This window comes from Pseudomonas sp. KD5 (assembly GCF_012932895.1).
Classification (GTDB): Bacteria; Pseudomonadota; Gammaproteobacteria; order Pseudomonadales; family Pseudomonadaceae; genus Aquipseudomonas.
The window spans coordinates 30,535-56,295 of sequence record NZ_JDWJ01000008.1 but is presented as its reverse complement, the minus strand read 5'-3'; the positions used below and the strand labels follow the sequence as shown (position 1 = coordinate 56,295).

Below are 25,761 nucleotides of genomic sequence, written 5' to 3'. Positions count from 1 at the left end.
CTCCTACAGGATTTCGCCGTTTGTAGGAGCGAGGCTTGCCCGCGAAGAATCCACCGCGATTCAGGCCTTCTTCTTGTAGGCGATGCAATCAATCTCGACCTTGCAATCGACCATCATGTTCGCCTGCACGCAGGCCCGGGCCGGGGCGTGTTCGCTTTTGAAGTACTCGGAAAACACCTTGTTGAAACTCCAGAAGTCCCGCGGGTCTTCCAGCCACACGCCCGTGCGCACCACGTCTTCGAGCCCGTAACCGGCCTCTTCCAGAATCGCGATCAGGTTTTTCATGGTCTGGTGAGTCTGCTCGACAATCCCGCCCACGATGATTTCACCGTCCACCGCCGGCACTTGGCCGGACACGTGCAGCCAGCCATCGGCTTCGACGGCACGGGCAAAAGGACGGGGTTGGCCGCCACCGGCGGTGCTGCCGGTGCCGTAACGAGTAATGCTCATGGGTGTTTCTCCTGATTAAAAAGTGAAGGCTTAAAAGCGGGTGCTCTTGAGAAATTCCGCCAATCGCGGTGACTGCGGGCGTTCGAACAATTCCTTGGGCGGCCCCTGCTCTTCGATCCGCCCCTGATTCATGAACACGATCTTGTCCGAGACCTCGAAGGCAAAACGCATTTCGTGGGTCACCAGCAACATGGTCATGCCGTCCTCGGCCAGGCCCTTGATCACGTTCAGCACTTCGCCCACCAGTTCCGGATCGAGGGCCGAGGTGACTTCATCGAACAGCATCAAACTCGGGTTCATCGCAATCGCCCGGGCAATCGCCACGCGCTGTTGCTGACCACCGGACAACTGACCGGGGTAATGATTGCGGCGCTCCAGCAGGCCGACCCGCTCCAGCCATTTTTCCGCCAGCGCTACCGCCTCGTCCTTGTGCAACTTTTTCACCTTGAGCAAACCGAGGGTGACGTTCTGCAACGCGGTGAGGTGCGGGAACAGATTGAATTGCTGGAAAGCCATGCCGGTCATGGCGCGATGGCGGGCGATGACTTTTTCCGGGTGGCGCACGCGCTTGCCGTTCACCTCGTCATAGCCAATGGATTCACCGTCGAGCAGAATCTGCCCGCCCTGGAACTCTTCGAGCATGTTCACGCAGCGCAGCAGCGTGGTCTTGCCCGAGCCGCTGGAGCCGATCAACGTGACCACATTGCCGCGCTGCATGGTCAGGTCGACGCCCTTGAGCACTTCGAGCTGGCCGTATTGTTTGTGCAGGCCGCGGATGTCCAGCAGCGCCTGGTTCTGGGTCGAAACTTGTGCTTGTGTCATGGCAAGGCCACCCGCTTTTCAATGTGCCGGCCGAGTAATTCGATGGCGTAGTTGATGACGAAAAACAGCAATCCGGCGAACAGGTAGAACTCGAGGGTCATGAAGGTCCGGGCGATGATCTGTTGAGTGCTGAGCAGCAGCTCGGCGACGCCGATCACCGACAACAAGGTCGACGCCTTGACGATCTCGGTGGACGAGTTGACCCACGTCGGCAAAATCTGCCGCAATGCCTGGGGCAGCAACACATAACCCAGCGCCTGGTAAAACGTCAGGCCGATGGCCTTGCTCGCTTCCATCTGACCGCTGGGCAGCGCTTGCAACGCACCGCGCACGATCTCGGCGACATGGGAACCGCAAAACAGCGTCAGGCCCAAAGTACCTGCCCCGAAGGCGCTGATCTGCCAGCCCAGTGCCGGCGCCATGTAGAAGCAGGCCAGCACCAACACGAACACCGGTGTGCCGCGAATGATGTCGACGTAAAACCGAAACGGCGCGCGCATCCAGAACGTGCCGTAGGTGAGTACCAGGCCGGCGACGATGCCGACCAGCGTGCCCAGCAAAATCGCCAGGCCCGAGCACTGCACACTGGTCAGGAAGCCCTGCCACAGGACATCCCGGGCCACCCATAACTCATGCAACCAACTGGGGGATTCGTACATGGGGCCTCCTATCGGCGAATCGCCAGACGCTGTTCGAGGTAACGCAGCATCATGGCAATGAGGTAACAGGCCGCAACATAGAGCGCTGTGGTCACCAGCCAGGTTTCAATCACCCGGTAGCTCTCGACATTGATCTTGCGCGCGTAATAGGTCAGCTCCGGCACGGCAATCGCCGCCGCCAGCGAGGTGTCCTTGAACAGCGAAATGAAGTTGTTCGACAGCGCCGGCAGCACATTGCGCAGCATCACCGGCACAGTGATGTACGCCTTGACCTGCCACTCGCCCAAGCCGATCGCCAACCCGGCTTCACGCAGCCCCTTGGGAATGCTCAACAGCCCCCCACGAAACACTTCGGTCAGGTACGCCCCGGCATACAGCGACAGGGTGATGATGAACGAGGGGATCTTGTCCAGACGAATCCCCAGGCTCGGCAACGCGAAGTAGATCAACAGAATCAACACCAGAATCGGCGTATTACGGATCACCGTCACATACACCGACGCCAGCCCCCGCAATGCGCGGTGCTTCGACAGCAAAGCAAACGCCATCAGCAAGCCGATCACGCAGCCGATGGCGATCGACACCAGCGCCAGCTCAAGGCCCAGGCCGAGCCCCGCCAGCAAGGTGTCGAAGTCGCGCCACACGGCGGCAAAATTCAACTGATAGTTCATGGTCAGCAGTACCTTGAGCGGGGCGCGTTATCGTCACCCCGCTCTCACGGGATCATTTGAATTCGACTGGAAAACCGATGGCTGGGGTTGGCAGGTCGACACCGAACCATTGTTTGAAGGAGGCCGCGTAAGTCGGGAATTCAACGCCGGTCATGCCTTCATGCAGCACGGTGTTGACGAAGTTCAGCCAGTCCTGATCGCCGCGTTTCACCGCACAGGCGTAGGTCTGCGGGCTCCAGGCGTAGGTCGGGCTGCGATAACGGCCAGGGTTCTGCACCATCAGGTATTTCACCGACGACTGATCGGTGGCCGCCGCGTCGGCCCGGCCGGAGTTCACTGCCTGATACATCAGATCCACGCTGTCGTACTGATCGACCTTGGCCTTGGGCAGCGCCTGATGCACCAGTTCTTCGGCGTACACGTTCTGCAGCACCGCCACGGTCACGCCGTCGGCGGCAGCCCTGAGGTCTTCGATTTCCTTGTACTTGCTGTTGGCCGGCAGCAACAGGCCAACACCTTCGCGGTAGTACGGCAGCGTGAACGCGACCTGTTGGGCCCGGCTGGCGGTCACGGTGATGAACTGGCAACTCATATCGACCTTGTCGGTCAGCAGGTTCGGAATCCGCGCATCGGACGACTGCACGACGAACTCGACCTTGCTCGGGTCGTTGAACAACCCCTTGGCCACCATCCGCGCGATATCGATATCAAAACCCTGCAACTTGCCGTCCGCTCCCTGGAAGTGCCACGGCGCGTTGGTACTGCCCGTGCCCACGATCAATTTCCCACGGGCCAGCACGCTGTCGAGCTTGCTGTCTGCCGCTTGAGCGACACCCACGGCAGCGGCCGAAGCCGCGAGAACGAAAACACACGCTTTAAACAAGGAAAGTCGGCGATGCATGGCAAGCACTCCAGGGCTGTGTTTATTCCGCTATACCGGAACTTGGTATGTAACAACGGAATAGACAGCAGAAAGTGTGCCACAGGTTGTGGGCGGAATCTCGGGGGATTTGAAAAGTGATTTGAATCAAGTGGATGCGAAGTGGATGCGCTAGAACGCCAAACAGACGTTACAAAATGCACAAGTGCTGAACGCTACTTATAGCTACAGGGTGCGGGTAATTGGGTCACATTTCAGGGCGCACTCAACTCGGGGTGCACTCAAATCGCGATCGAGGCAAGTCATGCGCCTACAGGCGCTTGAGGTACCTGTAAGAACAGGTCTGTAACTGCATACTTCCTAACGCTTAACAGCCTCCTCATAAACTTGCCCGCGCTCCCGTTTACCAACCGCTATCACCGTCACCACCAGAATCTCATCCACAACCCGATAAACCAGTCGGTATCCGGCACTACGAAGTTTGATCTTGTAAGCATTGCCCAGTCCACTCAGCCGATCCGCTGGAACGTGCGGATTAGCCAACCGCTCCTGAAGCTTCTTCTTGAACTGCTCCCTCAACGTTGACCCAAGCCTCTGCCACTCCTTCCAGGCCTTTTCAGAAAACTCCAGCTCATAGGTCATCGATAGAAACCTTGATCGTAGGATCGTTTTCTCGTTCGCGGCAAAGGGCTACCAGCTCCATCTCTTCAAGCCGGTCCATCATCGCTTCGTATTCTTTGGCCGGGACGCAGTAGAAAGCGGGTTCATTACGGTTGAGGATTGCGACAGACAAACCACCACCGGCAGCAACGGTCCCCATGGGGTTTTTCTTAAGTTCGGAAATGCTCGCTACGACCTGAGAAAGCACGATGTGTGTCATTACGCTACTCCTTGAAGTGCTTTTAATGGCGCTAAAAATAGCACTCTGAACCAAGTCTGGCATCTATCCTTTACTCATAGAAATTGGAATAGGACCACTGGCACCGAACCCCACCTGTAATTTCTGACAGTAGACCCACCCCCTCGCCTCCTTTAACGTCAACAGGCCTTCGATAGTCTTTGAAAAGGAGATTTCAATGAGTTCGATGACCACCCAGCCACTGGATCCGGCCTACCGCAAAGCACTCAACACCTGGCGCACAGTGATCATGTATTTCGGCAACCAACACTGTCCCGCCTGCGAATGGGCCGAGCCGGTTTTCCGTGAAATTGCCGAGAAGTACAAAGATCACGCGTGCATCTATGTGCTGGATACGAGCAAATCCCCTCGGCATCCAAAAGTCACCGGCACACCCACTGTGCTGACTTACAAGAGCGGGAAGCTGCTGCAGAAGCTCAAGGGGATTGGAACCGCGGAAACCCTGGAAGAACATTTCAGAAAGTACATCGGCAAACTGAGGCCCAAACAGGTTGCCCGCAAACCCCGCCACGACTTGCGGTGGCTGAAGAAAACCCTCAGGACTTTATGCACTGCACCTCGGGCACGGGGGCTGTTGAGCCGGTAAGACGCAGTCCCCCTGTAGGAGCGAGGCTTGCCCGCGAAGGAATGCACCGCTTTTTTTCAGGTACACCGCGTCATCGTTCTTCGCGGGCAAGCCTCGCTCCTACATTGAGCGATGCCAGCACCCGCTCGGCATTCGCACCGCACCCCATGCCCTCGGGCCGCGCCTGGATGCTCTCAATCACCTCCAGTAACCGCGCCTTGCTCTGGGCCAGGTGCAGTTGCATCTCCTCGATCTGCTCGACCTTGCGCTCAAGACCCGCCACCAGTTCGTCGTGCTTGAACTCACCCGTCGCGGCATCCGGCAACAGCAACTTCAGCTCTTCCAGGCTGAAACCGGCCTGTTGGGCGCACTGGATGATTTTCAGGGTTTGCAGTACTTGCGGCGGATAACGCCGATAGCCGTTGGTCTGACGTTCGACCTGACGAATCAACCCCTGGGCCTCGTAAAACCGAATGCGCGAAGCGTTCAACCCGCTCAGTTGCGCCAATTCACCAATCTTCATCACGGCCTCATTTGCACGCTTGACATTAAAGTTAACTTTAAGCTTAGCCTCCGCTCATCACTGATGAGGAGTCAAGTATGTCGCCCTTCCAAGCGTTGAATTTGCCCAACGGCCAGACCATCGGCAACCGCATCGCCAAAGCCGCGATGGAAGAGAACCTCGCCGATACCGGGCAGGCACCTTCCGGCGAGTTGTTTCGGTTGTATCAAGCCTGGGCTGACGGTGAGGCCGGGCTGTTGCTGACCGGCAATGTGATGATCGACCGCCGTGCCATGACCGGCCCCGGTGGCGTGGTGCTGGAAGACGAGCGACACCTGGACCGCTTTCGTCAGTGGGCAACCATCGGCCGGGCCAGTGGTGCGCAGTTCTGGATGCAACTCAATCATCCCGGGCGCCAGACCATGGCCAACCTCGGCCAGCAGGCCTTGGCCCCCTCGGCGGTAGCGCTGGACCTGGGCGGGTTTTCGAAGATGTTTGCCGAGCCCAAGCCCATGGGCGAGAACGACATTGCAGAAGTCATTCAACGCTTCGCCACCAGTGCCGCCCTGGCGGAAAAGGCCGGTTTCACCGGGGTGCAGATTCATGCCGCGCACGGGTATCTGCTCAGCCAGTTTCTATCGCCGTTGACCAATCGCCGCACCGACCGCTGGGGTGGTTCTCTGGAAAACCGTGCGCGTTTGCTGCTGGAGGTGCTCGGCGCTGTTCGCAAGTCGGTGTTGCCGCAGTTTTGCGTAGCGGTGAAGCTCAATTCCGCGGACTTCCAGCGCGGCGGTTTCGACGCCGATGACGCCCGGCAAGTGATCCAGTGGCTCAACGAGCAACAGATTGATTTGCTCGAGCTCTCAGGCGGCAGCTACGAAGCACCAGCCATGCAGGGCGAGGCTCGCGACGGTCGGACTTTGGCGCGAGAAGCGTACTTTCTGGAGATGGCCAGCGAATTGGCCGGTGTGGCGCACATGCCGGTGATGGTGACCGGGGGAATTCGTCGGCTGGCAATCGTCGAACAGGTGCTCGACAGTGGCATCGCCATGGCCGGTATCGGCACGGCACTGGCTATTGAACCGCAGCTGGTCAAACGCTGGCGCGAAGGCCAGAACAGCCACCCACAGCTGCCACCGATTCGCTGGAAACGCAAAGCCCTGGCGTCGCTGGCGAACATGGCCGTGGTGAAGTTTCAGCTCCATCGATTGAGTCGCGGACGCACACCCAGGCCGCAGGTTTCGGCGGTATGGGCATTGATCCTCGATCGGTTGTACATCGCCCGGCGTACCCGCCAGTACCGCCAGGCAATGGGCAAATAACCGACCCGTAGCAGCTGCCGAGCAGCGCGAGGCTGCGTTCGGCTGCGTAGCAGTCGTGAGTCCGGCTGACGCGGTCTGCCTGATGCACCGCAGTTTCAGGTTTTACGACTGCTGCGCAGCCGAACGCAGCCTCGCAGGCTCGGCAGCTGCTACAAAGGGNGCCCGCCGGTGTGTTTATCGTCCGGAAAAACGCAGCCGCGACAACATCCGCAGGTCACCTTCGCGGTAATAGTCATCGGTCCAGCTGTCATCCGCCGCCAACGGCCGGACCTGCTTGAGTTGCAGTTTCTTTGCAAAGTAGCGGAACCGGTAATGCTCGTAGAAGCGCAGCAGTTCCAACCCGTAGCGATCGGCCAGGTCGGTGTTGCCACGGATGATCAGATAGTTCTCATCGTTGCCATTGCTGGCTGCATCACTGAGGTTGTGGCTGCCGCTGATGATGGTCGGTGAATCGCTGGTGAAGTCGACGACGATGGCTTTGGTGTGCACCAGCAGGTTGCCCTTCTGGCCTTTCATGTTTTCCTTGAGCCAGCCTTCCAGGCCGGTGTTGAGCAGCGCGGTGGCAGCGAATTCGGCGGTGCGGTCGGCGTGGAAACCGGTGATGCTGCTGACCGTGTTTTGCAGGCCGTAACGCAAGATGTCGTCGTGAGGCTGGCCGAGCAGCGCGTTGAGTATTTTGTCCGGCAAGGTGAATGCGGTGACAAACAGCAGGTCTTTTTTGGCGGCGTTGATGATCTTGATGAACTCACTCAAGTCGCCCTCGCCCGAGCGCGGTGAAAAGCCGGCGAACAGCGGCTGGTCAGGCTGCATTGGATTATGTTCCGTGAGCCAGTCCCGCGTGGCGCCGACGTCCGTCGGTGTGGCCCAGACCTGCTCGAAGGTTTGCAGGTAAGTGGCGCCGATCCGAGCGTCGTCCAGCACATGCACGACATTGGCCTGACGGTAGACTCCGTTGGCAGTGAAGTTGGTACTGCCGCAGAGTACCGCTTCGGGCTGATGCTGCCCCGCCGCATCGAGCCGGCTCAGGACCATGAACTTATCGTGAAAGATATTGTGGGTGACTCGCCCGCGCTTATTCGCCGCCGGGATTTTTTCCAGGCTGGCTTCGTTCAACGCCGTGGTGTCTTCGCCGGGTTGGGCGTGGTACAGGACCCGAACCTTTACACCGCGCTCGAAGGCGGCGTTCACCGCATCGACGATCGCCTGCAACTGGTATTCATAGATCGCGATGTCCAGCGCCCACTGGCCATCCACGGCACGTTCGATAAACCCCAGCAAGCGTGCGAGCAGACCATTTTCCAGCCATTGGCGCGGCGCGTCGGGCCATTCTTCGATGGGCAGTTTCTTGTTGACGCTGAGCAGCGCATCGAGGTCGGCGAATTTGCGCTGGAACGCCTGGCTGGCAGCCACCGCCCGATTGAAAATCACGTTCTGGCCCTTGGGCAGGCCATTGTCCGTGGTGACCGTCACTTCCAGGCTTTCACCCAACTGTGGCGCATCGGCAGTGCCATAGGCCAGGTGAACCCGATAATGGATCGTCACACCCGGATTGACCGCATAATCGGCCCAGCGAAACTTCTGCAAAGGCGCGGCATCGCTGGGGGTGGCGTGAAACTGGGGGAAGGTATGGGTCTTGCCGGGAAAGGTCAGGCTGTTGAATAGAAACAGCCAGGGTTTGTCGCCTTGCTGTTTTTCGATAGCAAACCCCAGCAGGCCTTTGCGGCGGGGCTCGGCCAGGTCGATGGCCAGCAGCACACCGTTGGTGCCAGCGTAGGCTTTGACGCGGAAATCGTCCTGATCGTTGCGGGCTAGAACGCGCATGGGTCACTCCTGTGATGGGTTTGCTTACAGAGCATAGGGCAGCGATGCGATGGGGCCAGCACTGTCAGCACAAAACTCAACCTGAAATCAGCTCATCGATATGTCGATAATCAACCTGTAACTGCGCTGCCAACACCTTTGCCCGCCCGAGCCGAATCGGCCCGCGCTCGATGTCGATCAGCAACCCCGGACAATCCAGCTCCGGCAATGTCGACCATTCCTTCAGCCGTCCATCCGTCACCAGCAACAACCGCTGCTGCTCTGCCGGAAAGCGCTTTTGCCGTGCCGCCAGCCAGCGCCCCGCCTCACCCAACGCCGCCAGCATCGGCGTCCCGCCGCCGGCACCGAGCCCCTCGAGCCAATCACGCAAGCCCGCAGAGGCTTTCAATCCCTGCACCTGCCACTTCGGCAAGTGACCGCTGGCGGTCAGCAAAGCCAGACGTGCGCGCTGTCGATAGGCATCGTCGAACAGTTGCGCCAGCAAGCCCTTGGCATCGCTCAACGCCTGATGGCGCCGGGTCGAGGCCGAGGCATCGACGATCACCAGCCACAGTTCATGCGGGGTGCGGGTCCGCAGATGGAACAATAGGTCATCGCGTTGACGCGGTCGGCCATTGAGCAAGGTGCCGGGCCAGTTGACCGATCCGCTACGGGCGGCGTGACGCTTGCCCTGTTTACCGTGATCCAGCCGGCCTGCGCGGGGTCTGGCATTCGCCCCCGCGTCTGATCGAGGGCGAATGCCTAGGGCTTTTTTGGCCAGCTCGGCACTTCACGTCGAGCACCGATCGGCAGCGCCTGGGCGGGCATTTCGCCCCACTGGCCCTGACCTTCGTTCGGGTTGGGGGTTTGCGCAGGGGATTGCTGTGGCGCTTGGGAATGTTGCGGCGCAGAGGTCGAATGTTCCCGACGACGATGACGCAAGGCAAATTCGGCAACCGCGTCGATATCTTCTTCGGCAATGGCGTTCGCACCGCGCCACGCCGCATGTGCCCGCGCCGCGCGCAGCCAGACCAGATCGGCTCGCAAGCCGTCGACGCCGGCAGCAAAGCAGCGCTCAGTGATCTGCGCCAGTGCGGCATCGTCGAGCGGGATACTCGTCAGGGCCGCACGCGCCTTCTGGCAACGCTCGCGCAGGGCGTGTTGCTGACTTCCCCACTCGGCGCAGAACCCTTGCGGATCGCTGTCGAAATCCAGTCGACGACGGATGATCTGGCCGCGCTCGGCGGGTGCGGTATGGCCACTGAGGGCGACGTTCAGGCCAAAGCGGTCGAGCAGTTGCGGGCGCAGTTCGCCCTCTTCCGGGTTCATGGTGCCGATCAGCACAAACTTCGCCGAATGCCGATGGGAAATCCCGTCGCGCTCGATCAGGTTGGTGCCGCTGGCGGCCACGTCGAGCAGCAGGTCCACGAGGTGATCGGGCAGCAAGTTCACCTCATCGACGTAGAGCACGCCGCCGTCGGCCTTGGCCAATACACCCGGAGAAAACTGTGCGCGCCCTTCGCTCAAGGCCGCGTCGAGATCGAGGGTGCCGACCAGCCGTTCTTCAGTGGCGCCCAGGGGCAAGGTGACGAATTGACCACTGGCCAGCAGGTCCGCCAGGCCTCGGGCCAGGGTCGACTTGGCCATGCCGCGCGGGCCTTCGATCAGCACGCCACCAATTTTCGGGTCGATGGCGGTCAGGTACAGGGCGAGCTTCAAGTCATCGGCGCCGACCACGGCGGAGAGCGGGAAATGGGGGGTGTCGGTCATGTCGGGTCTCGCTTGTGGTCAGAGATTACATTGTGGCGAGGGGGCTTGTCGGAACGCCGCATCGCCCCGTTCGGCTGCGAAGCAGTCGTAAAACCGGACAACTCGGTGTAAACAGAGGTAAAAGCGGGGGCCGCTTCGCGACCCAACGGGGGCAAGCCCCCTCGCCACAGCCCCCTTCGCCACAAATTTCCTTTGCTCACCGGCTAACTGTCTTCTTCTATATCCAGCAACAAATTCTCCAGCGCCTCGCGGTATTCACCCGGTTCCTGCCACATCCCCCGTTGCTGCGCTTCGAGCAGGCGCTCGGTCATGTCGCGCAAGGCGTGGGGATTGTGTTCGCGAACAAACTCCCGGGTCGCCGGATCAAGCAAATAGGCGTCCGCCAGCAACGCATACTGGTGATCGTCGATCAGCTGCGTGGTGGCGTCGAACGCAAACAGGTTATCGACCGTCGCCGCCAGTTCGAACGCGCCTTTATAGCCATGACGCTTGATCCCGTCGATCCATTTCGGATTGGCCGCCCGGGAACGGATCACCCGGTTCAGCTCTTCCTTCAATGTACGGATCTTTGGCAAGTCCGGCTGACTGTGGTCGCCGTGATAACTCGCCGCCGCTGCACCGCTGAGGCTTTCGACGGCCGCCAGCATGCCGCCCTGGAACTGGTAATAGTCGTTGGAATCGAGCAAGTCGTGCTCGCGGTTGTCCTGGTTTTGCAGCACGGCCTGCACCTGGCTCAGACGCTGGACAAACTGCTCGCGGGCGGCGGTGCCTTCATCGGAGCCGCCGTAAGCGTAGCCGCCCCAGTTCAGGTAAACCTCGGCCAGGTCTTCGCGGCTTTGCCACAAACGACCGTCGATGGCGCCTTGCACGCCGGCACCGTAAGCACCCGGTTTGGCCCCGAAGATCCGCCAGCCGGCCTGTCGCCTGGCCGCCTCTTCATCCAGACCGGACTTCAGCAGCGCTTCGCGCTCGGCACGAACCTTGGCCGCCAACGGATTGAGATCGTCCGGTTCATCCAGCGCGGCGACCGCTTGCACGGCGGCGTCGAACAGCCGGATCAGGTTGGCAAAGGCATCACGGAAGAATCCGGAGACGCGCAAGGTCACATCCACCCGCGGCCGGTCCAGCAGGCTCAACGGCAGAATCTCAAAGTCATCGACCCGCTGGCTGCCCGTCGCCCACACCGGCCGCACGCCCATCAAGGCCATGGCCTGGGCAATGTCGTCGCCGCCGGTGCGCATGGTCGCGGTGCCCCAGACCGACAGGCCGAGCTGACGCAAATGATCGCCGTGATCCTGCAAGTGCCGCTCAAGAATCAGGTTCGCGGATTGAAAGCCGATGCGCCACGCCGTGGTGGTCGGCAGGTTGCGCACGTCCACCGAATAGAAATTGCGCCCGGTGGGCAACACGTCCAGCCGTCCACGACTGGGCGCACCACTCGGCCCGGCCGGGACGAATCGACCGCTGAGGGCGTCCAGCAGGCCGCGCATTTCCGCCGGGCCGCAGGCGTCCAGGCGTGGCGCAACCACCTCGCACAAACTGTCGATGATCGCGCTCACGTCGGACCAATCTGCCTCCTGTGGGAGCGGGTCTAGGTGGTGAGGGGCCTTGTGGCGAGGGGGCTTGCCCCCGTTGGACTGCGCAGCAGTCCCGTTTTTTGGGGCCGCTTCGCGACCCAACGGGGGCAAGCCCCCTCGCCACAAAGGCTCGCTCCCACACGGGCCAGGCTCGGCATTCAACGTCCGCGAGATTAGTTGCGCAGCGAACAGTTCCAGACGCTCACGGGTGTCTCCCGCTGTGCGCCACAACTCATCGCTGACCGCCTGCAAGGCATCCGGCCGAGGACCGTTCCAGGGCTCGGCCAACACGCAATCCAGTGGATCGAAGCCCAACTCGAACGCTTTGGCCAGCGCCCGCAACAAACTGGATTGCGCGCCACGACCGTCGCCGCGGGGAATGCGCAGCAAGGCCAATAAAGTGTCGATGCGCAATCGCCCGGTCGGCGACTCGCCAAACACGTGCAGGCCATCGCGGATCTGCGATTCCTTCAAGTCACACAGGTAAGTGTCCAGGCGCGGCAACCAGATCGCCGCGTCGGCATCGCTGTCGAGCTTCTCGTCCAGTTGCAGTTCGCGATCAATGTGCGTGTCGCGCACCAGTTGCAGAATGTCGCGTTGCAGTTCCCGGGCACGGCGCGGATCGAGCAACTGCGCTTCGTAATATTCGTCGGCGAGCAATTCGAGATTACGCAGCGGGCCGTAGGTTTCGGCGCGGGTCAGCGGCGGCATCAGGTGATCGATGATCACCGCCTGCGTACGACGCTTGGCCTGGGCGCCTTCGCCCGGGTCATTGACGATGAACGGATAGATGTTCGGCAGCGGCCCGAGCAACGCGTCCGGCCAGCAGTTTTCCGACAACCCGACGCCCTTGCCCGGCAGCCATTCGAGGTTGCCGTGCTTGCCGACGTGGATCACGCCGTGGGCCCCGTAGGTGTTGCGCAACCAGAAGTAAAACGCCAGATAACCGTGGGGCGGCACCAGGTCCGGGTCGTGATAGACCGCGCTCGGGTCAACCTGATAACCCCGCGCTGGTTGAATGCCGACGAAGGTCAGGCCGAAGCGCAACCCGGCAATCATCATTCGCCCGCCACGGAACATCGGATCGTTTTCAGGCGAGCCCCAACGTTGCAACACCGCCTCGCGGTTGGCTTCGGGCAGCGCGTTGAACATCAAAAAGTAATCGTCCAGCGCCAGGCTTTGCTGACACGGGCGTTGATCGACAGTGTCCAGGTCATTGCTGACGCCACCGAGCAGTTGCTGGATCAGCGCGGTGCCGCTGTCCGGCAACTCGGCCGGCAACGGATAACCTTCTTGATGCAGCGCACGCAGGATATTCAGCGCCGCGGCGGGTGTGTCGAGACCGACGCCATTGCCGATGCGTCCATCGCGAGTCGGGTAGTTGGCGAGGATCAGGGCAATGCGTTTTTCACCGTTGGGCACTCGCGCCAGATCGATCCAGCGCCGTGCCAGTTCGGCGACAAAATCCATCCGTTCCGGTTGTGGTCGATAGCAAACCACATCGGACTGACTGCGCTCGCTGCGCCACGCCAGATCCTTGAAGCTGATCGGCCGACTGATGATTCGCCCGTCCAGCTCCGGCAGCGCGATGTGCATCGCCAAGTCACGGGGACCGAGGCCTTGCTCGCTGGTACGCCAACCGGGCTCGTTGTCCTGGGCGCAGATTGCCTGAATCACCGGGATGTTGCGACGAAACGGCCGCAGGTGCGGCGCTTCAGGGCTGGACTGGGCGAAACCGGTGGTGTTCAGAATCACCCCCGCCTCGACTTCATCCAGCCAGTCCTCGACCACCGTCAGGCAGCCGGGCTCTTTCAGACTGGCCAGCGCAATCGGCAACGGGTTGAGCCCCGCCGCCTGCAAACGCTGGCAGAAAACATCGATGAAACCGGTGTTCGCCGCCTGCAAGTGCGAGCGGTAAAACAGCACCGCCGCCACCGGCTGATCGGCCTGCCAGTCGGCTTGCCAATCCTGAAGGTGCGCGGGGCTTTTTTGCGGGTGGTAGATCGCGGTGCGTGGCAGGGTTTGCGGCTCGGACCATGGATAGTCGCGACCCAGCCAGCGACTGGCGAGGCAGCGAAACAGGTCGAGCGCATTGGCCATGCCGCCCTGACGCAGGAAGTGCCAGAGCCGGTCGCGGTCTTCGGGAGTTACGGTGCTCAGGTCGCTGAGTTCCGGGTCCGGACGATCGTCGCCCGGCACCAGAATCAACTGCACACCGCGCGGGGACAATTCCACCAGACGCTCGATGCCGTAACGCCAATAGGCGATACCGCCATGCAGCGAGATCAGAATCACCTTGGCGTGGCGCAGCACTTCGTCGACATAAAGATCGACCGAGGCGTGATTCTGCACCTGCATCGGGTTGGCCAGGCGCAGGCTCGGGTAATCGTCGGGCAGCTGCTGCGCCGCCTCGGCGAGCAACGCCAGACTGGAATCGCCGCTGCACAGGATCACCAGCTCGGCGGGGGTTTGTCCAAGGTCGGCAATGTTGTCATCCGACACGAAACCGCCGGGCTGGGTCCTGAGCAGGTGCATGGGTTAAACGCTGAGCGCAGCGCGCAATTGCGCTTCGAGTTGAACGGCGTCCAGCGCCTGACCGATCAACACCAGACGGGTGGTGCGCGCTTCCTCGGCGCCCCACTGACGGTCAAAGTGCTTGTCGAAACGCGTGCCCACGCCCTGAATCAGCAGGCGCATCGGCTTGTTCGGCACCGCCGCGAAACCCTTGACCCGCAGAATGCCGTGCTGCACCACCAGTTGCGTCAGCGCGTCCATCAGCAGGCTTTCGTCGGCTTGTGGCAGCTCGATCGAGATGGAGTCGAACGCGTCATGGTCGTGATCGTGGTCGTCTTCATCTTCGTGGTGGTGATCGTGATGGCTGTGGCGGCTGTCGATGTGTTCTTCGGAACCGGCACCAAGGCCGATCAGCACGTCCAGTGGCAAGCGACCGCTGCTGGCTTCGATGACTTTCACCGCCGGTGGCAGCTCTTCGGCGACTTCCAGGCGCACTCGGGCCAGGTCTGCGGCGCTGATCAGGTCGGCTTTGTTGAGGATTACCAGGTCGGCGCTGGCCAGTTGGTCGGCGAACAGTTCGTGCAGTGGCGATTCGTGGTCCAGGTTCGGGTCGAGTTTGCGCTGGGCATCCACTTGATCCGGGAATGCAGCGAAAGTGCCGGCAGCGACGGCCGGGCTGTCGACCACGGTGATCACCGCGTCAACGGTGCAGGCACTGCGGATTTCCGGCCACTGGAAGGCTTGAACCAAAGGCTTTGGCAGGGCCAGGCCCGAGGTTTCGATGAGGATGTGGTCGAGGTCGCCGCGGCGCGCAACGAGTTCGCGCATCACCGGGAAGAATTCTTCCTGGACGGTGCAGCACAGGCAGCCGTTGGCCAGTTCGTAGACGCGGCCGCTGGCCTCTTCTTCGGTGCAGCCGATTGAGCACTGCTTGAGGATCTCGCCATCGATGCCCAGTTCGCCGAACTCGTTGACGATCACCGCGATGCGACGGCCCTGGGCGTTGTCGAGCATGTGCCGCAACAAGGTGGTTTTGCCCGAGCCGAGGAAGCCGGTGACGATGGTGACGGGGAGTTTGGCCAGTGTTTTCATCGGATGCCCTTTGGCAAGGTGGCGGGCATACGGGACGACAACCGGCAACGCGGGGGCGCGTGCCTGAAGAGTTCGCCACCGGATCACCCCGCCCGGTTGAAAGTGAGAATCTGTGTCGAGGCAGGTCTCCTGGCTGACGGTGTGCCCGGCGGGTCAGCCTGGCATTCGCTGCGCCTTCCCGCGAGCCCGTTGCACAGGGTTTGCAGTGGCGTGGCAGCGAACATCACCGTTCACAGTTGCGGGGGCAGCCGCGGCATCGACCGCGTTCCCTTCTTAGCTTCGACAGACGCCGAAGAACCTCGAAAGCGCAAGGCTACGCATCGTGTGGGGGCGGGTCAATCACTGCGCACGCCACCCGCACTTACAAAGAGCCAATCATTTTGGTATTCAAGTGAGAACCCCTGCCAATTGACTCCCCGCCCTCGCCCATGCTCTCCTACACGCCTTGTTACGGGTGCCCTTCACAGGGTGAAACGGGAAACCGGTGAATCATGTGCTTTACTCTAAAGCCATGTCAGTCCGGTGCTGCCCCCGCAACGGTAAGCGAGTGAAGCGTCAGATCCACTGTGCCGGCCATACGGCATGGGAAGGTGATGTTTGCAGGTTCAGGCACAAGCCCAGCCCCTCGCGAGCCCGGAGACCGGCCCGCAACACAAAGTGACTTTTACGTTCACTGAATGACAAACCCGCGGTGGGCGGGCGCTGTTCGAAATCTCTGCGAGCCCTTGGCGTGCGGAGGTTTTCATGCGCTCTATTCACCCGCTGACAGACCAGAGGGAAGCGCCATGACGATCATCAGCAGCACCGCCAGCAACACCGACAAGAGCATCGCCAGCACCACCACGACCCTGACTCAACGCCTGACCGCCGCCGTGTGTGCGTCGATCCTTGGCGCCAGCCTTGTGTATTTCGCCGGTTTCTCGCACATCGAAGCGGTGCACAACGCCGCGCACGATACCCGTCACAGCTCCGCCTTTCCGTGCCATTGAGACCTGCTGAGATGATCAAGCGTATTGCGCAAACCGCAGGTTTCTCCGGGCTGCTGGCCGCCCTGCTATTGACCCTGCTGCAAAGCTTCTGGGTCTCCCCGCTGATTTTGCAGGCCGAGACCTACGAAAAATCCGAGCCGGCCGCTGTTGAAATCCACGAGCACGCGGCGGGCGCAGTCGCTCATACCCACGATGCCGAAGCCTGGGAACCGGAAGACGGCTGGCAGCGCGTGCTGTCCACTACCGGCGGCAACCTGGTGGTAGCCGTCGGTTTCGCCCTGATGCTCGCCGGCCTTTACACCCTGCGCGCACCGACCAAAACCTCTCAGGGCCTGCTCTGGGGCCTGGCCGGTTATGCGACGTTCGTGCTGGCTCCGACTCTCGGCCTGCCGCCTGAACTGCCGGGCACTGCCGCGGCTGATCTGGCGCAACGGCAAATCTGGTGGATCGGCACTGCCGCGTCCACGGCCGTCGGCATCGCGTTGATCGTGTTCAGCCGTCACTGGCTGATGAAAGCTCTCGGCGTGGCGATCCTGGCCGTGCCGCATGTGATTGGCGCACCACAACCGGAAGTCCATTCAATGCTGGCGCCGGAAGCCCTGGAAGCGCAATTCAAAATCGCTTCGCAGCTGACCAACGTGGCGTTCTGGCTGGCCCTGGGCCTGATCAGCGCCTGGTTGTTCCGCCGCAAAAGCGATGGCCATTACAGCGCATGACTGACGTCAGCTCTGCGCCGACCCTGGTGGTCGGCCTGGGCTGCCAGCGCGGCTGCCCCGTCAGCACGCTGCGGGCGCTGCTCGATCAGGCGTTACAGGCCCATCAAATCGGGCTCAGTGAGATCAAGGCCTTGGCCAGCATTGACCTGAAGCGCGAAGAGCCTGGCCTGATCGAACTGGCCGAACAGCTGGCATTGCCGCTGATGTACTTCAGCAGCGAACAATTGGCGACCTATCAAGCACAACTGAGTCACCACTCGGACATCGCGTTTGAACGCACCGGTTGCTACGGCGTGGCGGAAAGCGCTGCGTTGGCCCTGGCCGAACAATTGGCCCAGGCACCGGCAAAGTTGCTGATTCCGCGACAAAAATACGCCCAGGCCACCCTGGCATTGGCCAGCGCCGCGTAAAATCCCCGATAATCCCCGCCTTCGATCATGAGCATTCTTCATCTGAAGCATGCCCAGCACCTATTTCTGACAGGAAACGACGATGACCGTCTACTTCATTGGCGCCGGCCCCGGCGACCCGGAACTGATCACCGTCAAAGGCCAGCGGCTGATTCGTAGCTGCCCGGTCATCATCTATGCCGGCTCCCTGGTCCCCGCCGCTGTGCTGGAAGGCCACCGGGCCGAACAGGTGGTCAACAGCGCTGAACTGCACCTGGAGCAGATCGTCGAGCTGATCAAGACCGCCCACGCCAACGGCCAGGACGTGGCCCGGGTGCATTCCGGCGACCCGAGCCTGTACGGCGCGATCGGCGAGCAGATTCGCTACTTGCGTGAACTCGACATCCCTTTCGAAATCATTCCCGGCGTCACCGCCACCGCCGCCTGCGCGGCCCTGTTGGGTGCCGAACTGACCCTGCCGGACGTGTCACAGAGCGTGATTCTGACCCGCTATGCCGACAAAACCGCGATGCCCGCTGGTGAAGAACTGGGCAGTCTGGCGCAGCACGGGGCGACCATGGCGATCCACCTGGGGGTCAATCATCTAGAGAAGATCCTTGCCGAATTGCTACCGCACTACGGCGCCGACTGCCCGATCGCGGTGATCCACCGGGCGACCTGGCCTGATCAGGATTGGGTGGTGGGAACGCTTGAAGACATTGCGCAGAAGGTACAAGCCAAGGGCTTTCGCCGAACGGCGCTGATTCTGGTGGGTCGAGTGCTGGGCAGCGATCACTTCAGTGAATCGTCGCTGTATCGCGCGGGGCATGCGCATTTGTACAGACCTTAAGCCAAACACACCCTGTGGCGAGGGGGCTTGTCGGAACGCCGCATCGCCCCGTTCGGCTGCGAAGCAATCGTAAGACCAGACAACTCGGTGTTTCCGAATAATGCAGGGGGCCGCTTCGCGACCCAACGGGGGCAAGCCCCCTCGCCACAGCCACAGGTTACCGACCCCCCATAAAAAAACGGCACTCACGGGTGCCGTTTTTTCGTTTCTGCAGCGAACGCCTTAGTAGTAGGCGTTTTCTTTCTGCGTGTGGTCAGTCACGTCACGTACACCCTTGAGCTCGGGAATGCGCTCGAGCAAGGTGCGCTCGATGCCTTCCTTCAGAGTGACGTCTGCCTGGCCGCAGCCCTGGCAACCGCCGCCGAACTTCAGCACGGCGATGCCGTCTTCGACCACATCGATCAGGCTGACCTGACCGCCGTGGCTGGCCAGCCCCGGGTTGATCTCGGTTTGCAGGTAGTAGTTGATGCGCTCGTTGACCGGGCTGTCGGCGTTGACCATCGGGACTTTGGCGTTTGGCGCCTTGATGGTCAGTTGGCCGCCCATGCGGTCGGTGGCGTAGTCGACTACCGCATCGTCCAGAAACGCTTCGCTGAACGAGTCGATATAGGCGGTGAAGCTTTTGAGCCCCAGCGCTGTATCTTCAGGTTTTTCTTCGCCCGGCTTGCAGTAGGCAATGCAGGTTTCGGCGTACTGGGTGCCAGGCTGGGTGATAAAGACGCGGATGCCGATACCTGGGGTGTTCTGCTTGGAGAGCAGATCGGCCAGATAATCATGGGCGGCGTCGGTAATGGTAATAGCGGTCATGGAAACTCCTCGCAGGCTTGGACGCAGTTTACGCCAATCGACGCGCCGCACAAAGTCCTAGTATTTTTGTCGGGAACTGTGGCGAGGGGGCTTGCCCCCGTTGGGTTGCGCAGCAGCCCCAAAATCTCTGACATACCGAAGATCTTGTGAGTGCTGCGCACTCAAGCGGGGGCAAGCCCCCTCGCCACAGTCGCTCCCACACCGGGTTGCAGGCATTTCAGAGATTCTCGTAGCGATTCATGTCCAGCACGCCCTCTTCCACCGGGTCGGTGTCGTGGATGTACCGGCTCAGATCATGGAAATACTGCCAGAACTGCGGATGACTGCGGCGTATGCCCCAGCGTTCGACGATTTTCTCGAAGCTGGCGGCGTCTTTGGCGTTTTCCATCTCGTCGACAAACGCCGGCACTTGCCCGGCCGGAATGTTGAACATGAAGTTCGGGTAGCTGCTCAGAACACCCGGATAGATCGTCAACGTGTCGAGCCCTGGTTGATAACGCAGCGACTCCCCGAGCAGGAACGCCACGTTGCTGTGGGCGCGGTTGCGCAACAGGCTGTAGACCTCGCGCTTGCCGCTTGGGGCCTCGATGCGCAACATCGTGGCTTCCGGCAACTGATCGATGACTTTCAAACCGGCGGCCGGGCGCGACGTCAGACGACTCAGGGCCTGTTCGGCGTTCTGCAACGCCGGATCAATATTCGGCCGCGAGCAGTAAGCGCCGTCGCAGCGGTTGATCGGATCGGGCCTGGCATTGAGCTCGCCGTAACGGGTCAGCAACTGCTGGACGAAGTCACGTTTCGGGTCCTTTTCGTCCAGATTCAGCGCCGTCGGCTTGTCGTTGTCGATGTCCTCGTAATCCAGCCACATCTTGAACTTGCCGCTGTTCTGGTACCAATCGTCGAGATAGCCGTCCCGTGAGTTGGCAGGCATCAGGCGCAGGAAGTTCTGCTCGGCGCCGTTGCGGATCAGGTCGAAGTACAGCCGGGTCTGGGCCTGATGGGACACGTTGCCGAACACATCGAAGTTGACCGCCAACTGGTAATACGTGCGTTCCAGCAACGGGTAATCGAACAGCCAAATCGTCTGCGGCACATCGCCGATCAGGCCCTTGGTCACCGAGGCGCTGTCGAAATGCCGAAAGATACTCAGCAGTGCGTTGTCATTGCCGGCCCACAGGGTCGACCAGCTCGGCGCCGGCAAGTCGGCATAGCTGTCCCGGCGCAGGGCTTCGTATTCGTTGCGTTTGTTGCGGTAGTCGTGCCACAGGCTCAGGACACTGCCGACGTCATCGTTCTGCCCCGGCATCGCCAGCAACGGCGTAGCCTGGCCGCGATATTTCGGATCGGTGATGTAAAGGTCATGTTCCGGGGCCTGGAACAGTGCCCAGAAGTTGTCGCGAATCACGTCGGTGGCGATCTGACCACGGCAGACCGGACCGCGAATAAAGGTGCGCACGAAGTATTCGGCGTTATCGAGCATGAACTGGTAACGCGCCTGGGCCGGGATCGCTTCGAACGTGGCAAACGGATTGGCCCGCCGCTCCGGCCCGTAGCCCGGTAACGCGTGGACCTGCCAGTTACCGTTGTAAAACAGGCTCTTGATCCGCGCCATCTTGGCCGCGCTCAGCGGGTAGGTGATGTGGGTTTTGTGCACGATCACGCCTTGCACCGGCCACAGACGGTAATAGACCTGAGTGCCTGGATCGTCATTCGGACGGCGCGTATTGATCAAGTCGATGGGCTGGCCCGTCGGCGTGCGCGAACGTACCCACTGAAAGAAATGCCCCGGCTCGCCGTCCTTGAAATAGATATGGGCCAAGAACCAGTGCTCGAACAACCAGCGCCCGACCAGGCTCTCCCGGGCGCCCGGCGCATTCAGCAGGTTTTCCCACTGCACCACTTCCAAGGCTTCCCTGGCGCTGGGCACCAAGCCCTGCTGATCGATCGGCGCGCCGGAGGCCAGCCAGCGCTGCAGCGTCTGGTATTGCTGATCGGTAAGACCGGTGACCGCTAGCGGCATGCCCTCCTTCGGATGAGAGCTGGCGTAACCCTCGAACTCCGCCGGCATGGCGCACAGCGTTTCCCGGTTCAGGCCCAGGACGATCTCTTCCGGCAATTTGGCGTTGGGTTGTAACGGCATTCTATGGCCTAGTTCAAGCATGCGCGCCATCAGCGCCGCCTGACTGCCTTGGGCGTCGAGCACCGAATAGAAGCCCTTTTGCTGCCAGGCACGCTTGCCGAAGGCGTCATAAAACAACCGGGTCGGCGCGGCTGCCTTGCTACGTTCGCCGTCATAGACTGGCGCCTTCGTCGCACCTCGGGACGCCCCTTCGCCACTGCCCAGATTGAGCTGACAGGCGGAGTCGTAGCAGGCATGGCAGGCCACGCACTTTTCGGTGAAGATCGGTTGAATGTCGCGAACGTAGGAAATATCCGGACCTTGCGCAGCGGCGCCCCCGCTTAAAAACAGCATCAATAGGCTGGTGACGACGCGATACGACATATCCCTGGTCCTGATCATGAGAAAACGCCGCGATTCTACCGGTCTGGCTTGCGCACCAACATGAACGATATTCATGCAAAACCGGCACATGCTCCAAAAGCACACAGGTTTGTTATTATCCCGGCCCTTCGTCATGGCCTTACCGAGTAGTCCAAATGTCCGATCGCAGCGTTCGCCTTCAAGCTCTCAAGCACGCCCTCAAAGAGCGCATCCTGATTCTCGACGGCGGCATGGGGACAATGATCCAGAGCTACAAGCTCGAGGAACAGGATTACCGTGGCAAACGCTTCGCTGACTGGCCGAGCGATGTCAAAGGCAACAATGACCTGCTGGTGCTGACCCGCCCAGACGTGATTGGTGGCATCGAGAAAGCCTACCTGGATGCCGGCGCCGACATTCTGGAAACCAACACCTTCAACGCCACCCGGATTTCCATGGCCGATTACGGCATGGAAGAACTGGCCTACGAACTGAACGTAGAAGGCGCACGCCTGGCCCGCAAGATTGCCGATGCGAAAACCCTCGAGAACCCGGACAAGCCGCGTTTCGTCGCCGGTGTGCTCGGTCCTACAAGTCGTACCTGCTCGCTGTCGCCCGACGTGAACAACCCCGGCTACCGCAACGTGACCTTCGATGAACTGGTGGAGAACTACACCGAGGCCACCAAAGGCCTGATCGAAGGCGGCGCCGACCTGATCCTGATCGAAACCATTTTCGACACCCTCAACGCCAAAGCGGCGATCTTCGCCGTGCAAGGGGTTTACGAAGAGCTGGGCGTCGAGCTGCCGATCATGATTTCCGGCACCATCACCGACGCCTCCGGCCGCACCCTCTCCGGCCAGACCACCGAAGCGTTCTGGAACTCCGTGGCCCACGCCAAGCCGATTTCCGTCGGCCTGAACTGCGCCCTCGGCGCCCGTGAGTTGCGCCCGTACCTGGAAGAGCTGTCGAACAAAGCCAACACCCACGTGTCGGCGCACCCGAACGCCGGCCTGCCGAACGAATTCGGCGAGTACGACGAACTACCCGCGGAAACCGCCAAGGTCATCGAAGAGTTCGCCCAAAGTGGCTTCCTCAACATCGTCGGCGGCTGCTGCGGCACCACGCCGGGCCACATCGAAGCCATCGCCAAAGCGGTCGCCGGTTACGCCCCGCGTGAAATTCCGGACATCCCCAAGGCCTGCCGCCTGTCGGGCCTGGAACCGTTCACCATCGATCGCAGTTCGCTGTTCGTCAACGTCGGCGAGCGGACCAACATCACCGGTTCCGCCAAGTTCGCCCGCCTGATCCGTGAAGACAACTACACCGAGGCCCTGGAAGTCGCCCTGCAGCAGGTCGAAGCCGGCGCCCAAGTGATCGACATCAACATGGATGAAGGGATGCTCGATTCGAAGAAGGCCATGGTGACCTTCCTCAATCTGATTGCCGGCGAACCGGACATCTCCCGCGTACCGATCATGATCGACTCCTCCAAGTGGGAAGTGATCGAAGCCGGCCTCAAGTGCATCCAGGGCAAGGGCATCGTCAACTCCATCAGCATGAAGGAAGGTGTCGAGCAGTTCATTCATCACGCCAAACTGTGCAAACGCTACGGCGCCGCGGTGGTGGTGATGGCCTTCGATGAAGCCGGCCAGGCCGACACCGAAGCGCGCAAGAAAGAAATCTGCAAACGCTCCTACGACATTCTGGTCAACGAAGTCGGCTTCCCGCCGGAAGACATCATCTTCGACCCGAACATCTTCGCCGTGGCCACCGGTATCGAAGAACACAACAACTACGCTGTGGACTTCATCAACGCCTGTGCCTACATCCGCGACGAACTGCCCTACGCCCTGAGCTCCGGCGGTGTGTCCAACGTGTCGTTCTCGTTCCGTGGCAACAACCCGGTGCGCGAGGCGATTCACTCGGTGTTCCTGCTGTATGCAATCCGCAACGGCCTGACCATGGGCATCGTCAACGCCGGCCAACTGGAGATCTACGACCAGATCCCGGTGGAGCTGCGCGACGCCGTTGAAGACGTGATCCTCAACCGTACTCCGGAAGGCACCGACGCCCTCCTCGCCATCGCCGACAAGTACAAGGGCGACGGCAGCGTCAAGGAAGCCGAGACTGAAGAGTGGCGCAACTGGGACGTCAACAAGCGTCTGGAGCATGCCTTGGTCAAGGGCATCACCACGCACATTGTTGAGGATACTGAAGAATCGCGGTTGTCGTTCGCGCGCCCGATCGAAGTCATCGAAGGCCCGTTGATGGCCGGCATGAACATCGTCGGCGACCTGTTCGGCGCCGGCAAAATGTTCCTGCCGCAAGTGGTGAAATCCGCCCGCGTGATGAAGCAGGCTGTGGCCCACTTGATCCCGTTCATCGAACTGGAAAAAGGCGACAAGCCGGAGGCCAAGGGCAAGATCCTCATGGCCACCGTCAAGGGTGACGTGCACGACATCGGCAAGAACATCGTCGGCGTGGTGCTGGGCTGTAACGGCTACGACATCGTCGACCTCGGCGTGATGGTGCCGGCGGAGAAGATCCTGCAAGTCGCCAAAGACGAGAAATGCGACATCATCGGCCTGTCCGGCCTGATCACGCCTTCGCTGGACGAAATGGTTCACGTGGCCCGCGAGATGCAGCGTCAGGACTTCCACCTGCCGCTGATGATCGGTGGCGCGACCACCTCCAAGGCGCACACGGCGGTGAAGATCGAGCCCAAGTACAGCAACGACGCGGTGATCTACGTCACCGATGCCTCCCGCGCCGTGGGCGTGGCGACGCAGTTGCTGTCCAAGGAGCTGAAAGCCGGTTTCGTCGAGAAGACCCGCCTGGAATACATCGACGTTCGCGAGCGCACCGCCAACCGCAGCGCCCGCACCGAGCGCCTGAGCTACCCGGCGGCCATCGCCAAGAAACCGCAGTTCGACTGGGCCAACTATGAGCCGGTCAAACCGACGTTCACCGGCGCCAAGGTGCTGGACAACATCGACCTGAAGGTTTTGGCCGAATACATCGACTGGACACCGTTCTTCATCTCCTGGGACCTGGCCGGCAAGTTCCCGCGCATCCTGCAGGATGAAGTGGTCGGTGAAGCCGCCACCGCGCTGTACGCCGATGCCCAGGAAATGCTTGCCAAGTTGATCGACGAGAAGCTGATCAGCGCCCGTGCGGTGTTCGGTTTCTGGCCGGCCAACCAGGTGCGCGACGATGACATTGAAGTCTATGGCGATGACGGCAAGCCATTGGCCAAGCTGCATCACTTGCGCCAGCAGATCATCAAGACCGACGGTAAGCCGAACTTCTCCCTGGCCGACTTCGTTGCGCCGAAGGACAGCGGCGTGACCGACTACGTGGGTGGTTTCATCACCACCGCCGGGATCGGCGCCGAAGAAGTGGCCAAGGCCTATCAGGAAGCGGGCGACGACTACAACTCGATCATGGTCAAGGCGTTGGCCGACCGTCTGGCCGAGGCGTGCGCCGAGTGGCTGCACCAGCAAGTGCGTAAAGACTACTGGGGCTACGCCAAGGACGAGACGCTGGACAACGAGGCGCTGATCAAAGAGCAATACACCGGCATCCGCCCTGCTCCGGGCTACCCGGCGTGCCCGGATCACACCGAGAAAGCCACGCTGTTCAAGCTGCTGGATCCGGAAGCGGAAGAGCTCAAGGCCGGCCGCAGCGGCGTATTCCTCACCGAGCACTACGCGATGTTCCCGGCGGCGGCGGTCAGCGGCTGGTACTTCGCTCACCCGCAGGCGCAGTATTTCGCCGTGGGCAAGATCGACAAGGATCAGGTGCAGAGCTACACCTCGCGCAAAGGCCAGGAGTTGAGCGTGACCGAGCGCTGGCTGGCGCCTAACCTGGGTTACGACAACTAACCCTGCCTTGTTGGCCACAATTCTGTGGCCAACAAAGACTCCTTGTGGGAGCGGGCTTGCTCGCGAAAGCGGACTGACAGTCAACGTTGATATCGACT

General features: G+C 61.1%; 22 protein-coding genes and 2 riboswitches. Of the genes, 7 read left to right on the top strand and 15 right to left on the bottom strand.

Annotated features, from left to right (window positions below; all coding sequences use genetic code 11):
- Positions 1–60: 60 nt before the first annotated feature.
- The 7 genes from AF70_RS18330 to AF70_RS18300 form a co-directional block, all read right to left on the bottom strand.
- Positions 61–450 carry a RidA family protein gene (locus AF70_RS18330; protein WP_018927658.1) on the bottom strand — a complete coding sequence of 130 codons (390 nt, stop codon included), beginning with the start codon at positions 448–450 and terminating at the stop codon, positions 61–63.
- 30 nt (positions 451–480) lie between these two features.
- The gene (locus AF70_RS18325) at positions 481–1,272 is read right to left on the bottom strand and encodes an amino acid ABC transporter ATP-binding protein (protein WP_028940943.1); all 792 of its coding nucleotides are present in this window, start codon (positions 1,270–1,272) and stop codon (positions 481–483) included.
- Entirely contained in the window at positions 1,269–1,931 is a 663-nt protein-coding gene (locus AF70_RS18320; RefSeq protein ID WP_018927656.1) for an amino acid ABC transporter permease, read from the bottom strand. Before AF70_RS18320 ends, AF70_RS18325 begins: the two co-directional genes overlap by 4 nt.
- Positions 1,932–1,939: 8 nt before the next feature.
- Positions 1,940–2,602 carry an amino acid ABC transporter permease gene (locus tag AF70_RS18315; protein WP_018927655.1) on the bottom strand — a complete coding sequence of 221 codons (663 nt, stop codon included), beginning with the start codon at positions 2,600–2,602 and terminating at the stop codon, positions 1,940–1,942.
- Positions 2,603–2,654: 52 nt separating this feature from the next.
- A complete protein-coding gene (locus tag AF70_RS18310) occupies positions 2,655–3,503 on the bottom strand; it encodes a transporter substrate-binding domain-containing protein (RefSeq protein WP_018927654.1) in 849 nt (282 codons plus the stop codon).
- Positions 3,504–3,842: 339 nt separating this feature from the next.
- The gene (locus AF70_RS18305) at positions 3,843–4,124 is read right to left on the bottom strand and encodes a type II toxin-antitoxin system RelE/ParE family toxin (protein ID WP_028940944.1); all 282 of its coding nucleotides are present in this window, start codon (positions 4,122–4,124) and stop codon (positions 3,843–3,845) included.
- Complete coding sequence (locus tag AF70_RS18300) at positions 4,114–4,362, bottom strand: type II toxin-antitoxin system Phd/YefM family antitoxin (RefSeq protein ID WP_019578490.1); 249 nt, start codon at positions 4,360–4,362, stop codon at positions 4,114–4,116. Before AF70_RS18300 ends, AF70_RS18305 begins: the two co-directional genes overlap by 11 nt.
- Before the next feature lie 196 nt (positions 4,363–4,558).
- Here AF70_RS18300 and AF70_RS18295 point away from each other — a divergent pair, with 196 nt between their 5' ends.
- Positions 4,559–4,987, top strand: coding sequence for a co-chaperone YbbN (locus AF70_RS18295; protein ID WP_028940945.1), 429 nt, complete (start codon positions 4,559–4,561; stop codon positions 4,985–4,987).
- Between the two features lie 70 nt (positions 4,988–5,057).
- On the opposite strand, the gene AF70_RS18290 is transcribed toward AF70_RS18295, so the two are convergent.
- Positions 5,058–5,489 (bottom strand): MerR family transcriptional regulator, encoded by a 432-nt coding sequence (locus tag AF70_RS18290; RefSeq protein ID WP_050438319.1) that lies wholly within the window; start codon positions 5,487–5,489, stop codon positions 5,058–5,060.
- A gap of 77 nt (positions 5,490–5,566) precedes the next feature.
- On the opposite strand from AF70_RS18290, the gene AF70_RS18285 reads away from it, so the two are divergent.
- Positions 5,567–6,790 carry an NADH:flavin oxidoreductase/NADH oxidase family protein gene (locus AF70_RS18285; protein ID WP_028940946.1) on the top strand — a complete coding sequence of 408 codons (1,224 nt, stop codon included), beginning with the start codon at positions 5,567–5,569 and terminating at the stop codon, positions 6,788–6,790.
- A gap of 174 nt (positions 6,791–6,964) precedes the next feature.
- Here AF70_RS18285 and AF70_RS18280 read toward each other — a convergent pair whose 3' ends face one another.
- The 5 genes from AF70_RS18280 to cobW all read right to left on the bottom strand — a co-directional run bounded on the left by AF70_RS18280 (position 6,965) and on the right by cobW (position 15,543).
- Positions 6,965–8,611 carry a phospholipase D-like domain-containing protein gene (locus tag AF70_RS18280; RefSeq protein WP_028940947.1) on the bottom strand — a complete coding sequence of 549 codons (1,647 nt, stop codon included), beginning with the start codon at positions 8,609–8,611 and terminating at the stop codon, positions 6,965–6,967.
- 76 nt (positions 8,612–8,687) lie between these two features.
- On the bottom strand, positions 8,688–9,233 hold the full coding sequence (locus tag AF70_RS18275) for a VWA domain-containing protein (protein WP_032831153.1): 546 nt from the start codon (positions 9,231–9,233) through the stop codon (positions 8,688–8,690).
- A gap of 119 nt (positions 9,234–9,352) precedes the next feature.
- Entirely contained in the window at positions 9,353–10,360 is a 1,008-nt protein-coding gene (locus AF70_RS18270; protein ID WP_028940949.1) for an ATP-binding protein, read from the bottom strand.
- 203 nt (positions 10,361–10,563) lie between these two features.
- The gene (gene cobN, locus AF70_RS18265) at positions 10,564–14,472 is read right to left on the bottom strand and encodes a cobaltochelatase subunit CobN (protein WP_028940950.1); all 3,909 of its coding nucleotides are present in this window, start codon (positions 14,470–14,472) and stop codon (positions 10,564–10,566) included.
- A gap of 3 nt (positions 14,473–14,475) precedes the next feature.
- On the bottom strand, positions 14,476–15,543 hold the full coding sequence (gene cobW, locus AF70_RS18260) for a cobalamin biosynthesis protein CobW (protein WP_028940951.1): 1,068 nt from the start codon (positions 15,541–15,543) through the stop codon (positions 14,476–14,478).
- A gap of 101 nt (positions 15,544–15,644) precedes the next feature.
- A riboswitch (cobalamin riboswitch) is annotated at positions 15,645–15,860 on the bottom strand.
- A gap of 118 nt (positions 15,861–15,978) precedes the next feature.
- Positions 15,979–16,207: riboswitch (cobalamin riboswitch) on the top strand.
- 121 nt (positions 16,208–16,328) lie between these two features.
- Between cobW and AF70_RS18255 the strand changes: the two genes are divergently transcribed.
- From AF70_RS18255 to cobM, 4 genes are all read left to right on the top strand, one after another.
- Entirely contained in the window at positions 16,329–16,532 is a 204-nt protein-coding gene (locus AF70_RS18255) for a CbtB domain-containing protein (RefSeq protein ID WP_018927647.1), read from the top strand.
- An 11-nt stretch (positions 16,533–16,543) separates the two neighbouring features.
- Complete coding sequence (locus AF70_RS18250; RefSeq protein ID WP_028940952.1) at positions 16,544–17,248, top strand: CbtA family protein; 705 nt, start codon at positions 16,544–16,546, stop codon at positions 17,246–17,248.
- Positions 17,245–17,658: a cobalamin biosynthesis protein gene (locus AF70_RS18245; RefSeq protein WP_018927645.1), complete on the top strand. Its 414-nt coding sequence runs from the start codon at positions 17,245–17,247 to the stop codon at positions 17,656–17,658. Before AF70_RS18250 ends, AF70_RS18245 begins: the two co-directional genes overlap by 4 nt.
- An 82-nt stretch (positions 17,659–17,740) precedes the next feature.
- Positions 17,741–18,487: a precorrin-4 C(11)-methyltransferase gene (gene cobM / locus AF70_RS18240; RefSeq protein WP_007941756.1), complete on the top strand. Its 747-nt coding sequence runs from the start codon at positions 17,741–17,743 to the stop codon at positions 18,485–18,487.
- Between the two features lie 222 nt (positions 18,488–18,709).
- On the opposite strand, the gene nfuA is transcribed toward cobM, so the two are convergent.
- Together nfuA and AF70_RS18230 are read right to left on the bottom strand one after the other, a co-directional pair.
- Positions 18,710–19,294 (bottom strand): Fe-S biogenesis protein NfuA, encoded by a 585-nt coding sequence (gene nfuA, locus AF70_RS18235; protein WP_007946504.1) that lies wholly within the window; start codon positions 19,292–19,294, stop codon positions 18,710–18,712.
- 217 nt (positions 19,295–19,511) lie between these two features.
- Positions 19,512–21,797 (bottom strand): fatty acid cis/trans isomerase, encoded by a 2,286-nt coding sequence (locus AF70_RS18230; RefSeq protein ID WP_028940953.1) that lies wholly within the window; start codon positions 21,795–21,797, stop codon positions 19,512–19,514.
- A 155-nt stretch (positions 21,798–21,952) separates the two neighbouring features.
- Between AF70_RS18230 and metH the strand changes: the two genes are divergently transcribed.
- Positions 21,953–25,663 (top strand): methionine synthase, encoded by a 3,711-nt coding sequence (gene metH / locus AF70_RS18225; protein ID WP_028940954.1) that lies wholly within the window; start codon positions 21,953–21,955, stop codon positions 25,661–25,663.
- Positions 25,664–25,761 lie beyond the last annotated feature (98 nt).